This window comes from Echinicola strongylocentroti (assembly GCF_003260975.1).
Taxonomy (GTDB): domain Bacteria; phylum Bacteroidota; class Bacteroidia; order Cytophagales; family Cyclobacteriaceae; genus Echinicola; species Echinicola strongylocentroti.
Genome location: NZ_CP030041.1, coordinates 3946862 through 3962090, shown reverse-complemented (window position 1 = coordinate 3962090; position 15229 = coordinate 3946862). Strand labels below are relative to the sequence as shown.

The 15229-nt window shown below is 45.3% G+C and carries 13 protein-coding genes; 8 read left to right on the top strand and 5 right to left on the bottom strand.

Annotated elements, in window-relative coordinates; genetic code table 11:
• Nucleotides 1–46: 46 nt before the first annotated feature.
• Nucleotides 47–1342, bottom strand: coding sequence for a UDP-N-acetylmuramoyl-tripeptide--D-alanyl-D-alanine ligase (locus DN752_RS15425; RefSeq protein WP_112784775.1), 1296 nt, complete (start codon nucleotides 1340–1342; stop codon nucleotides 47–49).
• Nucleotides 1343–1718: 376 nt separating this feature from the next.
• On the opposite strand from DN752_RS15425, the gene DN752_RS15420 reads away from it, so the two are divergent.
• Nucleotides 1719–3839, top strand: a complete 2121-nt coding sequence (locus DN752_RS15420; protein ID WP_112784774.1) for a T9SS type A sorting domain-containing protein — start codon at nucleotides 1719–1721, stop codon at nucleotides 3837–3839.
• Nucleotides 3840–3914: 75 nt separating this feature from the next.
• Here DN752_RS15420 and DN752_RS15415 read toward each other — a convergent pair whose 3' ends face one another.
• The 4 genes from DN752_RS15415 to DN752_RS15400 form a co-directional block, all read right to left on the bottom strand.
• Nucleotides 3915–4706 carry an amidohydrolase gene (locus DN752_RS15415; protein WP_112784773.1) on the bottom strand — a complete coding sequence of 264 codons (792 nt, stop codon included), beginning with the start codon at nucleotides 4704–4706 and terminating at the stop codon, nucleotides 3915–3917.
• 115 nt (nucleotides 4707–4821) lie between these two features.
• Nucleotides 4822–5376, bottom strand: coding sequence for a peptide deformylase (gene def / locus DN752_RS15410; protein WP_112784772.1), 555 nt, complete (start codon nucleotides 5374–5376; stop codon nucleotides 4822–4824).
• Nucleotides 5373–5786, bottom strand: a complete 414-nt coding sequence (ruvX, locus tag DN752_RS15405; protein WP_112784771.1) for a Holliday junction resolvase RuvX — start codon at nucleotides 5784–5786, stop codon at nucleotides 5373–5375. Before ruvX ends, def begins: the two co-directional genes overlap by 4 nt.
• Entirely contained in the window at nucleotides 5787–6545 is a 759-nt protein-coding gene (locus DN752_RS15400; protein WP_112784770.1) for a hemerythrin domain-containing protein, read from the bottom strand.
• 165 nt (nucleotides 6546–6710) lie between these two features.
• Here DN752_RS15400 and DN752_RS15395 point away from each other — a divergent pair, with 165 nt between their 5' ends.
• From DN752_RS15395 to DN752_RS15365, 7 genes are all read left to right on the top strand, one after another.
• Nucleotides 6711–8387 carry a S41 family peptidase gene (locus tag DN752_RS15395; protein ID WP_394337159.1) on the top strand — a complete coding sequence of 559 codons (1677 nt, stop codon included), beginning with the start codon at nucleotides 6711–6713 and terminating at the stop codon, nucleotides 8385–8387.
• 111 nt (nucleotides 8388–8498) lie between these two features.
• Complete coding sequence (locus tag DN752_RS15390; protein ID WP_245949242.1) at nucleotides 8499–8894, top strand: VOC family protein; 396 nt, start codon at nucleotides 8499–8501, stop codon at nucleotides 8892–8894.
• Nucleotides 8895–9177: 283 nt separating this feature from the next.
• Nucleotides 9178–9891: an NUDIX hydrolase gene (locus DN752_RS15385; RefSeq protein ID WP_112784768.1), complete on the top strand. Its 714-nt coding sequence runs from the start codon at nucleotides 9178–9180 to the stop codon at nucleotides 9889–9891.
• A gap of 114 nt (nucleotides 9892–10005) precedes the next feature.
• On the top strand, nucleotides 10006–11880 hold the full coding sequence (locus tag DN752_RS15380) for a sodium/sugar symporter (RefSeq protein WP_112784767.1): 1875 nt from the start codon (nucleotides 10006–10008) through the stop codon (nucleotides 11878–11880).
• 35 nt (nucleotides 11881–11915) lie between these two features.
• Complete coding sequence (araA, locus tag DN752_RS15375) at nucleotides 11916–13418, top strand: L-arabinose isomerase (RefSeq protein ID WP_112784766.1); 1503 nt, start codon at nucleotides 11916–11918, stop codon at nucleotides 13416–13418.
• Nucleotides 13419–13630: 212 nt separating this feature from the next.
• Entirely contained in the window at nucleotides 13631–14764 is a 1134-nt protein-coding gene (locus tag DN752_RS15370; RefSeq protein ID WP_112784765.1) for a glycoside hydrolase family 43 protein, read from the top strand.
• Between the two features lie 224 nt (nucleotides 14765–14988).
• Entirely contained in the window at nucleotides 14989–15228 is a 240-nt protein-coding gene (locus DN752_RS15365) for a hypothetical protein (protein WP_211324061.1), read from the top strand.
• Nucleotide 15229: the final 1 nt, after the last annotated feature.

Below are 15229 nucleotides of genomic sequence, written 5' to 3'. Positions count from 1 at the left end.
ATGCTGGTATGAATGCATCCCGTAGCCGTGGTACAGGCATTGCCCCTCAGATAAACTCCACCAAGCCTTCCAATTTCATACCCCTGCTCCCCTTAATAAGGATGAGGTGATCTTCTAACTTGGAGTCCGCTAGCCAATTGCGAAGGCTGAAGGGGTCAGGAAAATACAATGCTCTTGGCGCCTTCAACAGGGCATTTTGAGTAAGCTCTCCTGTAAAGCACACTTTGTCTATATCATATTCACTCACCCATTCGCCCAATTTCTTGTGCTCTTCGACGGTGTTATCGCCAAGCTCGTACATGTCTCCCAAAATGACCATTTTATGAGGCTTTCCGGTCATCTTCCCAAACGTCCTGATGGCCTGCTCCATACTACTGGGGTTGGCATTATAGGCGTCCAGTACGATGAGGTTGCTGCGCCTTTCGATCAGCTGAGAACGCATATTTCCCGGCGTGTATTGGCAGACAGCGGCTATAGCTACTTCTTCTTCCACCCCAAAAAACTTCCCTACCGTCAGGGCGGTGGCTATGTTTTCAAAATTATACCCACCAAGCATCTTCGTGTCGTACACCTTTCCATCCGCCGTCTTGAACGTCACAAATGGGTTGGCCTCCACCAGTTCACAGTGGTAAAAATCACCTTTGGCAGGATAGGTCACAGGATCATCCATCCGCTTCATCATATTGGCCAAGACTTGATTTTGGCTATTGACGAAAATCTTTCCCTGATGACTGATCAAAAACTGGTACAGCTCGGTCTTTGCCCGTAGCACCCCTTCAAATCCACCAAAGCCTTCCAAATGCGCCCTTCCAATATTGGTGATCAGCCCGTGGGTAGGCTCGGCTATTTCGCAAAGCTCGGCAATATCCCCGATTTTATTGGCACCCATCTCCACGATGGCCAATTCAGTCTGCTCATCCATGGCCAGCAAGGTCAGCGGTACGCCGATGTGGTTATTGAGATTACCCTCCGTGGCATAGGTTTTATACTTCTTACTCAGCACCGCATTGACCAGTTCCTTGGTGGTGGTTTTTCCATTACTACCCGTGATGGCCAGAAAAGGAATATCCAGCTGTTTACGGTGATAATTGGCTAATGCCTGCAACGCAGCCAGTACATCCTCCACCAACACGTAGCGCTCATCACCTTCCACTGCAAATTCCTTCTCATCGATCACGACTGCAGAGGCACCCATTTCAAGTGCCTTGGCGGCAAAGGAATTGGCGTTGAAGTTTGGGCCTTTCAAGGCAAAAAAAAGATTGCCTTCTCCTATTTTACGGGTATCCGTACTTACGCCTGTTGATTTCTTGTAAACGGTGTATAGAGATGCTATGCTAGACATTTGTAGTGATATGCTATATTATTTTACCTGATTATCCTCTTTTTAGCCAGTAATAAAGTTGCTCACGAATTTCTCGGATTATCACAGATAAAGTATCAAAATCCCGCATTCACCTGACTATCTACCACGTAGTTCTGTGTCATCCGTGAGATAGTATTCTTAAGCTAAACGATTACTGGCATCATTACGGGTATACATGTTATTTTATGTGAAATCTGCAGACAAGTCGCCATTGACTGCCCAAAAGACCCACTAATCAATTTTTACCCAAAATAAACGATTCCGTTACATCTTTATGCAAGATTGTTCGTTTAATTTTAGACGTAAAACTAAAGTTTCTCCATCTTTGCTATAGTTGTATAACCTTCATTTATTGATGAAACACCTTTTATCTTTTGTTCTTTTATTGATTACTTTTTCCAGCCAGGGACAAAAAGCCTACCGTTTTACAGAAAAAGAAGTGAACCAAAACGGAAAAACTTTGCCCATGGCCTTTGCCGGTGGCATCAATGCAGCACAGATCCAAACCATGGACGTGAATGGCAACGGCACCGAAGAACTGGTCATCTGGGACATCAATTCCCGTAACCTCAAAATCTTTGAACAAAACGAAGGCACTTTCACTCACCTGCCGTACATGCACCACTTTTTCCCAGAAGATGTGAGTGGCTTTTTGGTACTGGCAGATTTTGATGGAGATGGTAAAAAAGACCTGTTCACCTCCACCGCCTTTGGGATCAAAGCTTATCGAAATGTCACGCCACAGGGCCAGTCCTTTCCCAGCTGGGAAGTCGCCGAGAATTTCTTGAAATTGGAAAATGGCTCCAACTTCCAAGCGAACAATCTCGATGTACCGGCCATTCAAGACTTGGACGGAGATGGGGATTTGGATGTGGTGATCTTTAACTTTGCAGTGGGGGATTACTTGGAGTATTACCAAAACACCAGCGTAGAAAGAAATGGCTCACCCGGAGTCGACGGCTTTGCCCCCCAAAAAGTACGCTGGGGCAACTTTGAATTTTGTGGCTGTGGTGATTTCTCTTTTGGCCGAACCTGTGACGGAGACTTGATCTCCAGAAAGCTCCCCCAAAACCAAGAAAACAACTCCACAAAACACTCAGGAGGCCATTCCGTTCTCCTTAGGGATTTTAACAATGACGGCGTCCTGGACTTGGTCATGGGACAGGATGAATGCAACACGCTCTATTACCTACCCAACCAAGGAAGTAACACCGCTCCCCTATTTACCAGCGCCGAGACCTCGATCCCAGGATTCGGAAAGATGCCCACTTTTCCGATCTTCCATGTGGGGCAATACCTAAACGACAATCTCCTGATTTCATCCAACAGCTCCCAAACCAGCCTGACTGCTGGAATTGACTTTTCCCAAAGCATTTATCAATTGGAAGGAACCAACCCCGCGCTGAAGACTTCTGCATTTCTACAGGAAGACATGGTAGATCTGGGAGAAAATACCAGACCGTTTTTTAAAGGCAACAACGCCTCCGGTCAGCTGATCGTAACAGCCAACACCATCCAAAATGGAACCGCAATCGGCCAAGCGTTCAGCTATGCTTGGAATGGTGAAACCATGGAACTTACAGATACCGATCACCTGAACCTCTCCTCGCTAGGTCTCACCGACCTACAATACTTGGAAGTCACTTCCGCAGCACAACAGCAGCACCTGTTCATTTCAGGAGTGAAAATTGAAGATTTCGTATTGACGAGGGATTTGTTTTATTCCCAAAGCGGTGCAGCAGATGACCTCACGCCAGTTGACATCCCTAATATTACCCTTCGGGCCAATGACCATTTTGATTATTACCAATACAATGGCGAAAACTTTATGTTGCTGGCACGCCAAACCGGCGAATTGCTGCGATACAAGGTGAGTTTTGATGAGATTCCCACTTTTGAATTGTTAAACGAGGACTATTTGGGCTTCTCGGACAACCCATCCCGGCGAAACTTAGCCGTCAAATCCGCCCCTTCCAATGGCAGACTTGACCTCTACACGGTTGACCAACGCGGCATCCTCGGCTACCTCCCGGATTTTATTCATTCCAATAGCCCACAAAGTGAACTCCTTACCTTGCCAAACGGCGACATGACGACCACTAGACTGGGCCGCAACACCTGGATCGCCACGGTACCAGCGGCATTTGGCGGCAAGACCCATTTGGTACTGGGCAATAATGGCGGGGGCGTGCAACTGCTGGAAGATATTTCTAACGGCATCGATCCCCCAGTGGATGGGCAGCTTCAGGTCAACCTTTACCCAAACCCCAGCAGTGGCCCTGCTTTTTTACTCAGCAACGAATCCGGCAAGGCCCGAATGGTCAACTCATTGGGGCAAGTGCTAGTGGAAGAATTTAACATAGAAGCAAATACCCCCGCTGAAATGGACGTAAGGACCTTGGCTAGCGGAATATACTTTGTGCAATTCACCGCTGACACTGGCAAGGGAACCACAAAAAAACTGATCGTGGAGTAGGTGACAGTAAGTTAAAAACTCAATGCTCGTAGTTCCGCAGGACAGCTATCGAAACAACAGGTAAAAATCAATCCCCTATTTAATCTCAAACCGGTCGGCGTCCATCCAAGCGGGGAATTTTTCTCTATAGCGAACCAGTGCTTCTGCATCCAATGTCACTAAAAGCACTTCTTCCTTTTCACTGGAGAAGGCCATAGTACCGCCTTTAAAATCATATGCGCCAGAGTGTCCAGAATAGGCGATACCATTGCCATCTTCCCCCACCCTGTTCACTCCTAAAGTATAGCAAAGGTTTTCTACGGCACGTGCCTTGAGCAAAACATCCCAAGCACTATCCCTCGCCGCTGGCCAGGAGGCAATATAAAAAGCCAAGTCATATTCCATCTGGCCATTGCTATTGGAAATGTTTCTGGACCATACAGGAAACCTAAGGTCATAGCATACTTGGGGAAGGATCCTCCAGCCTTTGAGGGAAAATAGTTCACGTTTAGTGCCCATACTAAAATGGTGCTCCTCGTCTGCCATCCTAAAGAGGTGCCGCTTGTCATAATAAGACACTTCGCCATCAGGCCGCACCCAGAGTAGACGGTTATAAAAATCCTTCCCATCCTTGATGATCACACTGCCCGTTACCACCGCCTTGGTTTGGGATGCCATCTGCTGCAGCCACTTGGTGGTGGTAAAATTCATCGGCTCCCCAAGCTTTTCTACTTCCATCGAAAATCCCGTGGGAAACATCTCTGGGAGCACGATAAGATCCACCTTTCCTTGCAGTGACCAGATTTTCTCCTCCAACATGGCCAAATTAGCGCCACGATCTTGCCAATACAAATCCGTCTGAACAAGTGCTATTTTTAGGTTTTCCATTGCCTTTATATTACAAAAAAAGCAGGCCTTTCACCTACTTTTTGTTCAGTTTTACAAAATAGTTAATGCTATTTTTGACCATACCAAGCTCATTGGAATTGAAGCCGGAAGCAGGCTACCTTGTTGGGTAGATCATGCTGTAATCTGTTGGTATTTTCCCTTTGCTGACATCGATCAGCTTGCTTTTTACCAACCTTTTTTTGAGGCCTTTGATGTAATCCACAAAAAGGATTCCTTCCAAGTGGTCGTACTCGTGTTGGATAACCCGTGCGGTCATTCCTGAAAACTCCTCCTCCTTTAGGTTCCAGTTTTCATCAAAATACTCAATGGTCAGCGTCTCCGGGCGGATAATCTCAGCTCTCACATCAGGAATGCTCAAGCAGCCTTCCTCAAAGCCATAATCATCACCATACTCATCCAGAATAATGGGATTGATGAATACCTTACGGAAGCCTTGCTCCTCACTATCCTCATCGAGCATCAGTGAACTGTCAATTACAAAAAGCCGGATACCTTTGTTGATTTGTGGTGCTGCCAGCCCTACGCCGCTGGCATTGTCCATGGTATCAAACATATCCGAAATAAGTTCATTGATAGCCTCTCCTTCGTTGATCTCTTCTGCTTCTTTCTTTAGTATGGGATTTCCGTATGCTATAATCGGATATATCATAGTTGGTCTAAATAAGTTTGTAGTATGATGGCCGCACTGATTTTATCCAGGTTGCCAGCCTTTTCTCTTCTATCTTTCTTTTTACTGCCCATGGTGATCATGCTCTGCATGGCCATCTTGGAGGTAAACCGCTCATCTACCAACACTATTTTTAAATCAGGATATGTTTTGGACAGTCGGTCTTTGAGCCGGATGGCGGGCTGGGTCATATTGGTATCACTGCCATCCATGGATTTTGGGAATCCGACCACGATGGCCTCCACTTCCTCCTTCTGCACATAATCTTTCAGGTAGTTGTCCAAATCCACCGTGCGAACGGTCTCCAAAGGATTGGCAGTAATCTTCAGTATGTCTGTAACGGCCAAACCCGTCCTTTTTGTTCCCAAATCAATCGCTAAAATCCTCCCCATCTAGTTCATTCTTATGGTACTGATAATCTTACGCTTCACTTCTTTCTCCAACTCCACCGCCTTGGGAAACAGCAGGTCATTCTCGATTCTGGCATGGATGATTAATTCCTTCTCGAAACCCTGCATTTCATGGTACAATACTTTGATCGCTGTGGGTGCCCCTTCTTCAAGCTGATAGCCATTGGTGAGCTTGCGGATCCCTTCCATCTCATCATCATGCGCTTCATGGTCATGTGCCATTCCGGCGATGGAAGGCTTGTTGAGGATCTTTAATGCTTCCTCCAACCGGTATCCGTTGCCCTCTATTCCTTGCAGCGTCTTTATTCTATTAAAGACCGTACTTTCTTCCTCATGGATATGGTGGATAAAATCATCCACAAACAACGGAAACATCAGCCTCAAATCGGCCAACAAACCCGCATATTCGTTGGGGAGCTTCACACCTGAAATGATATTGGACAAAAAGGGCAACTGGTGCCGTAGAAAAAAATGGTGCTTGTTCTTGAGGTATTCCACCAGTACTTCGATTGGCCGTAGGTAAAGCTCATCCTGGCTGGGCTCTTTTCTCCATGCCCATACCTCTAATTCATTGATTAGCTGCTGTGGATTTACCCTAAATTTACGACAAACCTCCTCCAGTGACTGCTGTTCGTACTTGTAAAAACTAATACCAAAATAGTGTAAAACACCAGCAAAGACGTAGTTTTCCTGAACTAATTCTTCTATCGATCGTTTCTGTATGTGAGATTCACCTGGCATGTATTGACAAAAGTAAAATTTTTTCGGCTAAAATAAGGAATTGAAGTTACCTAAATTGATTTTCTTGCCTTTATTAAAACGGAATAGTGGAAAATCATGTTAAATTGTATATTTGGAAATCAGTCTTAAACTGAACCTTATCTAATCATCATAAAAGAGGATATCGTGAGCGAAGAAAAAAACACTTCACAGCCGAATGTGAAACCAACCAAAAACACCAAATCGCAAATCAGGTTGCCCATTATCCTGGCCTTGGCCATTTCAGCAGGGATTTGGATCGGGGCCACTTTTGCTGAACCAAAGACGGACCAAAACGACCTGAAAGCAGCACTTTATAAGTTACAAGAAATCATTACCTATATCGACAGGGATTATGTCGATACGGTCAACACCACCAAACTGGTAGAGCATGGCATCGAAAAAATGCTGGAAGAACTCGATCCCCACTCTAGCTATATCCCCGCAGAAGATGCCCAACTGGCACAGAGCCAGTTGGATGGGGAGTTTGACGGTATTGGCGTAGAGTTTGGCATTCTCAGGGACACCATCTACGTCGTGGCTCCCCTCACGGGAGGTCCTTCCGAGAAACTGGGCATCCAGTCCGGTGACCAGATCATCACGGTAGATGATGAGACCGTGGCAGGCACCGGGGTGACCAACCGGGATGTTTTTGACCTACTTAGAGGCCCAAAAGGCTCTGTGGTCAATGTAGGCATCAAGCGGAAAAACCATAAAAAGCTTATCGATTATGCCATTACCAGGGATAAAATCCCTCAACACAGCATCAACGCCAGCTACATGATCAACGACGACACGGGCTATATTAAGATCACCCGTTTTGCCGCCACTACCTATGATGAATTCAAGGAAGCTGTCGAAACCCTGAAAGCAGAGGGAATGAGCAAACTCGTACTTGACCTCCAAGGCAATCCAGGTGGTTATATGGGTGCAGCGATTAACATCGCGGATGAAATTCTTTCGGACAACGCCATGATCGTTTCCCAAAAGGGCAAAGTCAGCCGCTACAATCAAAAGGCCTTCGCCATGCGCCCAGGAGAATTTGAAGACGGCTCTGTCGTGGTGCTTATCAACGAAGGCAGTGCTTCCGCTTCGGAAATCGTCGCAGGTGCCCTTCAGGACAATGACCGCGCACTCATCGTGGGAAGAAGGTCATTTGGAAAAGGACTGGTACAAATGCCGATCGATCTTTCAGACGGTGCAGAGCTGCGATTGACCATTGCCCGGTATTATACCCCTTCTGGTCGATCTATCCAAAAACCTTATGGGGATGACCCTACCGAATACAATATGGACTGGATCAACAGGTATGAACATGGGGAGTTTTTCAGCGCCGACAGCATCCATTTTAATGATTCCCTTAAATACCAAACCGTAAAAGGAAGAACCGTGTACGGCGGTGGCGGCATTATGCCGGATTACTTCGTGCCTATGGACACGACCATGAGCAGCAGCTACGTGGGCAGGCTGTTCAGCTCAGATTCACATAGGGAGTTCATCATGGACTATTTGGAAGACAATAAGGCCAAATTCGAAAACATGAACTTTGAAACTTATTACAATGACTTCAAGTTTTCTGACAAGGCACTGAAAAAATTGATAGCCATCGGAGAAAAAAACAAGGTGGAGTTTGACGAAAAAGATTACGAAAAATCCAAGTCTTACCTCCAGATCCTCCTAAAGGCTCACATGGGCCGAAATGTCTTCGATGACAATGCCTTCTACAAAGTCATCAACGACGTCAATGAAATCTACCAGCAAGGCATCAAACTATTTGAAGAAGCTGAGCAACTCGCTTTTACGGAAAAAGCAGCTGCTCAATAATTAACTAAGCGGGGCTGAGCCCCGCTTTTACTGTTTCTCTCCTCATTCTATTCCCAAAATAACATGAAAAAACAAGTTACCATTCTAACCCTTTTACTATTCTGTATTAGCATGAGTACCTATAGTCAAACCAAACTGAATCATATCGCTGTTTATGTCCAAGACCTGAAGGCAAGCGCTGAATTTTATGGAGACTTCTTGGAACTACAGGAAATCGAAGAACCATTTAAGGACGGGCTGCATGTGTGGTACAACATCGGTGATAGCCAACTCCACTTGATCGAGCAGCAACCTTGGGAAGTCCCTACCATCAACAAAATCAACCACCTCTGCTTCAGCATGGAAGATTTGGATGGATTTATAGAAAAGCTGAAAAAGAACAATATTTCTTTCGAAGACTGGCCAGGTGAAAAAGGTAAGGTGAATATACGACCAGATGGCATTCGACAAATCTACATCCAAGATCCCAACGGCTACTGGGTAGAAGTCAACGATGAGCATAATTAATAGTAACACCTCTTTTCAATAACAGAAAAACAGCTTATAGCCATTGGTGCTATTTAGTGAAGCAATGAATACTTGCCTGAGCAAAAGGATGGATACCGAGCCTTGGTTATGCTCGGTGTCCATCCTTTTACGGATGTTCTTAATAGCTGTTTTCCCGGCAAACAAGCTCCAGTTTGGCTATTGATAAAATTTATAGTTAGTTTTACGAACGTCAATAAAACTATTGTAGAAGCACACTTTTACGCTTTTTACTCCTGAATAGACCTGTCACTAATTGCAAAACATGAACAAATATTCCAATCAGACGAGAATCCTAACTGCCATCGACTGCATCATTTTTGGTTTTGATGGTTCAGATTACAAACTTTTGCTGATCCAGCGTGGTTTTGCCCCTGAGAAGGAAAAGTGGAGCCTAATGGGAGGATTTCTTCAGTCTGACGAATCACTTGACCAAGCTGCCAATAGGATTCTAAAAAAGCTTACTGGACTGGAGGACCTATACATGGAGCAAATGCACACCTTTAGCAAGCCTGATAGAGACCCTGTAGAGCGCACCATTGCCGTAGCCTACGTAGCCCTTATCGACATCCAAAAATATGAACAACAGATCAGCGATAAATTCCAAGCCCATTGGTTTTCGATGAATGAGCTTCCGCACTTGATTTTTGATCATGAGGATATGGTAGAGATGGCAAAGAGCCGTCTGAGGTACAAGGCGGCATTACACCCCATTCTTTTTGAGCTTTTGCCAAAAAAATTCACGCTTCCTCATCTTCAGGCAATGTATGAAAGTCTATATGAAACCAAAATCGATAAGCGGAATTTCACCAGAAAGGTGCTTTCTACCAATATGCTGATCAAAGAAAAAGACAAGGACAAGACCAGTTCCAAGAAAGGTGCCTTTTACTACAGTATTGATGAAAGCAAGTATAAAGACCAGTTTCAAACAGTCTTGAATTTCATTCCCCGGAATGAAATTCCTACCGCAAATGAGTAATTTTTTACTCATTATTTTTTTTTCTTATTTTTTAGGTGTAAATACGACACTTAAATAAATATACACAAGTACTGCCTTAGCAGTCAAGTCAACATAAACCCTCAATATCAAATTATGACTTCAGGATTTTCGACATTGGACTATGTCATTTTCGTTATTTACGCATTGGCGATTGTCTCGGTAGGCCTTTGGGTATCCAGGTCTAAAAAAGGGATGGAGAAAACGGCTCAAGAATATTTCTTAGCCGACAAATCCCTCACTTGGTGGGCAGTAGGTGCCTCGCTGCTCGCCGCCAATATCTCCGCTGAACACTTCATAGGCACCTCAGGTTCTGGTTTTGCTATCGGACTGGGAATATCAGCCTATGAGTGGATCGCTGCAATAGCGCTTATTATCGTAGCGAAGTATTTCCTCCCTATTTTTCTGAAACACAATGTATACACCATGCCGCAGTTCCTCAGTGAACGCTTTAACAAGGGAGTAAGTACTGCCTTTGCGGTGTTCTGGCTGCTAGTGTACGTTTTTGTAAACCTTACTTCCGTAAGTTACCTCGGTGCATTGGCCTTGGATAAGATCATGGGCATTCCCCTTCAGTACGGAATTATTGGCCTGTTGGCCTTTTCAGGCATCTACTCCATTTATGGTGGACTGGAAGCGGTGGCATGGACCGACGTGGTACAAGTCATCATCCTCGTAGCCGGTGGCTTGATCACCACTTTTCTAGCGCTGGATGCTGTGGGAATGGGTGATGGGATTATCGCCGGGATGAGCAACCTTTACAACGATGCCAAAGACCACTTTGTCATGATTATGCCACAAGGACGGGTCATGGTGCCCGATGGGGTCGGAGGCACTAGGGATGCTTTCCAAGACCTTCCTGGACTGGCCGTAATTTTAGGTGGCATGTGGCTGACCAACTTGGGGTATTGGGGTTTTAACCAGTACATTATCCAAAAAGGCCTTGCTGCCAAAAGCATCGAAGAAGCCAAAAAAGGACTCTTATTTGCAGGCTACCTTAAGCTCCTTATGCCGATCATCGTGGTGATTCCCGGTATTGCCGCTTATGTATTGATCAATGACTATAGTCCAGAGCAACTTTCGCAAGTCTTAAATATGCCTGTCGAGCAGATCGGCACTATCCAAAAATCAGATGAAGCGTATCCTTGGCTTTTGAGAAACTTTATACCGAACGGTATCAGGGGACTGGCCTTTGCAGCCCTGGCGGCGGCGATTGTTTCTTCTTTGGCTTCTATGATCAACAGTACCTCTACCATCTTTACGATGGACATATACAAGGTATACTTCAACCCAAACGCCAACAACCATCAACTGGTAAAAACCGGTAGAATAATCGCCGTAGTAGCCTTGGCTATCGCCATGGTCATTGCACCACAATTGGCCTCTCTCGATCAGGTATTCCAATACATTCAAGAGTACACCGGATACATTTACCCGGGTGTAGTGGTCGTGTTTGGCATGGGGCTGATCTGGCGACAAGCAACGGCAAGCGCTGCATTATGGACAGCCATCGCCACCATTCCAGCGGGCATTGTTTTCAAAATATTCTACCCAGAAATGCCGTTTTTATTAAGAATGGGATATGTATTCATCCTACTTTGCTTCATCGCGTCACTCATTAGTTTTTCCGAGAAAAAGAAATTTGCCAACCCGGACTATAAATCGAATAAACAAGCTGCTAAAACAATCGCTTCCAGCTATTTCTTTATTGTCCTTGGGATCGTATGTGCAGTGCTTGGTTTTGCCCTGTTCGATAGCTATGAACACCTCGGGATAGAGTCCATCTTTATGATAGCAGCTCTCTTCCTGATGCTGGGCACCATTCTCTATACCAATGTAAAAATGGAAACTGCCGATCCGAAATCATTCAATACCGATCCGGCACTTTTCAAGACCACCACGCCATTTAATATTGGTGCAGCGGGGATTATCCTTATCGTAGGCCTGCTCTACTATTTCTTCTGGATGTAATCCAAAAATGTAAAATAAATAAGTAATCAAGAGATATGAAAAATTTGAAAGAAAACGAGGTTTGGTTCATCACCGGCAGCCAACACTTGTATGGGCCAGAAGCCTTGCAGCAAGTGGCCGAACATGCCCAAATCATCGCTGAGGAACTGAATAAGTCCAAAAAAATCTCCGTAACGACTGTCTTCAAGCCGATCGTTACGACCACTGAAGAAATCTACGCCGCCATACAGGAAGCCAATAATGCGCCCAACTGTATCGGGGTGATCACATGGATGCACACCTTTTCACCTGCAAAAATGTGGATCAATGGCCTGAAGATCCTTCAAAAGCCCATGCTCCACCTACACACCCAGTACAATCAGGACATCCCTTGGAACTCCATCGATATGGATTTCATGAACCTGAACCAAAGTGCGCACGGAGATCGAGAATTTGGTTTTATGACTGCCCGCATGAAAGTAAAGCGCAAAGTAGTCGTAGGCCACTGGAAAGACGAAGACGTCCATTCCCAAATCGATGTTTGGGCAAGAGCAGCCAGTGGATGGCATGATTGGCAAGGAGCCAAATTTGCCCGATTTGGTGACAACATGCGCTTTGTGGCCGTTACAGATGGCGACAAGGTTGAGGCAGAACTAAAGTTTGGGTTTTCGGTCAATACCTACGCAGTAGGAGACTTAGTTGCTAAAATCGAGGCGGTTTCGGAAAGCGACTTAAAAGCCCTGATCGAAGAGTACGAAGCCACTTATACCCTAGCCGATGAACTCAAGGCCAACGGAGGCCGTCGTCAATCCTTGATAGACGCCGCCAAAATAGAATTAGGCATGCGTGCTTTCCTTGAAGAAGGAGGGTTCAAGGGCTTTTCCAATACCTTCGAAGACCTTTATGGCATGAAGCAGCTTCCCGGTATCGCCACCCAGCGACTGATGGCGGATGGATATGCCTATGCCGGTGAAGGAGATTGGAAAACAGCAGCCTTGGTACGCGCCATGAAAGTAATGGGCAGTGGACTGGAAGGCGGCAATGCCTTTATGGAAGATTATACGTACCACTTTGACCCTAACAACAGCTTGGTTCTCGGATCGCACATGCTGGAAGTGGATCCAACACTTACCACTGAAAAAATCTCTTGTGAAGTGCATCCCTTAGGCATTGGTGGCAAAGAAGATCCAGTAAGGCTGGTATTCAATGGCGCTGGTGGCAATGGCCTCAATGCCTCGATCGTGGACATGGGCAACCGCTTCAGACTTATCGTCAATGAAGTAGATGCCGTAAAACCACTCAAAGATCTCCCCAACCTTCCTGTAGCAAGGGTCATGTGGAAACCCATGCCAGATATGAAAACCGGATGTGCTGCATGGATCCTGGCAGGGGGAGCGCACCACACTTGCTTCAGCCAAAACCTTACCTCGGAGCATTTGAATGACTTCGCTGTAATGGCCGGCATCGAAAGTGTCAATATCGATAAAGACACTACCTTAAGAGGAATCCAAAATGAGTTGAGGTGGAGTGATGCCTACTACCACTTTAACGACAAATAACAATAGATAAGCGTAACGTTAAAACAAAAGGCGGCTCCCAGTGGAGCCGCTTTTTTTTGGTCAACTGAATACTAGGTTATGGGCTAGCCTGTATCGTTCACGGCTCTTGGCAATTATCCCAATCTCTAAATGAAACCGATTTCATGAAAGTTTCATATTTTCAATTTATTTAGTATTTTTGATAGAACCGAATAAAACCTAACGTAACCGATATGAACTTACACCTAAACCGATTGGTCACTGCTGTCACCCTAGGGGGCATATTTTGCGTATTCTTACAATGCAATCCCAAAAAAGCTGAAGAAAGCACCACTTCTGCCGAATCGATCAAAACCAGTGATACCGACACCATCCGCTACCTTTCCGAGCCACTGATCACGGATCATTTTACAGCTGACCCTTCTGCCCATGTTTTTGATGGCAAAATCTATATCTATCCTTCCCATGACATCCCTTCCGAAGCGCAAGAAGATGACACGGGAGCACAATATGACATGAAGGACTATCACGTTTATTCGATGGACAGCCCCAATGGTACGGTAAAAGATCACGGTGAAGTACTCCATGTTTCAGATGTCCCATGGGCCGCACAGCAAATGTGGGCACCCGATGCTGCCCAAAAAGGCGATAAGTATTACCTCTATTTCCCTGCCAAGGACAATGAAGGTATTTTTAGACTCGGCGTAGCAGTAGCCGACCATCCCGCGGGGCCTTTCAAGCCCCAAGCTGACCCCATCAAAGGGAGTTTTAGTATGGATCCTGCTGTTTTTGAAGACAGTGATGGACAGCACTATATTTATTGGGGCGGCATTTGGGGTGGACAATTGCAAAAATGGCGCACGGGAAAATACCTATCCACAGGCCACAGTCCATTTGCTGACGAACCCGCTGATAATGAACCGGCCATAGCTCCCCAAGTGGCCAAGCTCAGCGGGGACATGTTGGAATTCGGCGAAAAGCCCAGAGACATTCTGATCGTAGACCAACAAGGTGATCCGATCAAAGCGGGAGATCATGACAGAAGATTCTTTGAAGCTGCTTGGGTACATAAACTTGGTGACACCTATTATTTCTCCTACTCCACGGGAGACACCCATACGATTTCCTATGCCACCGGAGACAATCCTTATGGCCCTTTCACCTATCAAGGCATTATCTTAGAGCCTGTCCAAGGCTGGACCAACCACCACTCCATCGTAAAAGTGGACAACCAATGGTACATCTTTTATCATGACACCCAGATTTCGGGCAAAAACTACCTTAGAAACATTAAAATGGCGCCACTTACCCACAATGCCGATGGCTCTATCCAAACCATCACACCGATGGAAGAATTGAAAAATTAAAAAATTATAAGACATGGTCGAAGTCTGGAGACTGCCGGAAAAAGGTAAAAACTACGCAAAGTCAAAAATATTTCTTATATCCTGTCACGTTTCTACTATGCATGGGTCATATGGTTGAAATGAATCTTTCAACCGTAAAAAATTAAAAAATGATCGTCGTAAAAGTAACCTACACTGTTAAACCCGGTTTTGTTCAACAGAACATGGATAACATCAAGTCGTTTATGTCCGATTTTAAAAAAATGGACACCAAAAATTTCAAATATGTATCTTATTTGTGTGAAGATGGGAAAACCTTTGTTCACCTCTCACACTATCAGAATGAGCATATACAAAAAGAATTACTTCAGGTTCCATCATTCCTTTCTTTCCAAAAACAACGAGATGACAGTGCACTGGAAGGTCTTCCCAAAGTTGAGGTGATGAATGTAGCGGCCTCTTCGCATGATTTTTTTGATGACTGAG

Coding starts and splice junctions, on each gene's coding strand:
- araA (WP_112784766.1), top strand. CDS start 11,916: ATGAAAAATTTGAAAGAAAACGAGGTTTGGTTCATCACCGGCAGCCAA.
- DN752_RS15415 (WP_112784773.1), bottom strand. CDS start 4,706: ATGGAAAACCTAAAAATAGCACTTGTTCAGACGGATTTGTATTGGCAA.
- DN752_RS15400 (WP_112784770.1), bottom strand. CDS start 6,545: ATGCCAGGTGAATCTCACATACAGAAACGATCGATAGAAGAATTAGTT.
- DN752_RS15370 (WP_112784765.1), top strand. CDS start 13,631: ATGAACTTACACCTAAACCGATTGGTCACTGCTGTCACCCTAGGGGGC.
- DN752_RS15365 (WP_211324061.1), top strand. CDS start 14,989: ATGTCCGATTTTAAAAAAATGGACACCAAAAATTTCAAATATGTATCT.
- ruvX (WP_112784771.1), bottom strand. CDS start 5,786: ATGGGGAGGATTTTAGCGATTGATTTGGGAACAAAAAGGACGGGTTTG.
- DN752_RS15390 (WP_245949242.1), top strand. CDS start 8,499: ATGAGTACCTATAGTCAAACCAAACTGAATCATATCGCTGTTTATGTC.
- DN752_RS15380 (WP_112784767.1), top strand. CDS start 10,006: ATGACTTCAGGATTTTCGACATTGGACTATGTCATTTTCGTTATTTAC.
- DN752_RS15385 (WP_112784768.1), top strand. CDS start 9,178: ATGAACAAATATTCCAATCAGACGAGAATCCTAACTGCCATCGACTGC.
- DN752_RS15425 (WP_112784775.1), bottom strand. CDS start 1,342: ATGTCTAGCATAGCATCTCTATACACCGTTTACAAGAAATCAACAGGC.
- def (WP_112784772.1), bottom strand. CDS start 5,376: ATGATATATCCGATTATAGCATACGGAAATCCCATACTAAAGAAAGAA.
- DN752_RS15420 (WP_112784774.1), top strand. CDS start 1,719: ATGAAACACCTTTTATCTTTTGTTCTTTTATTGATTACTTTTTCCAGC.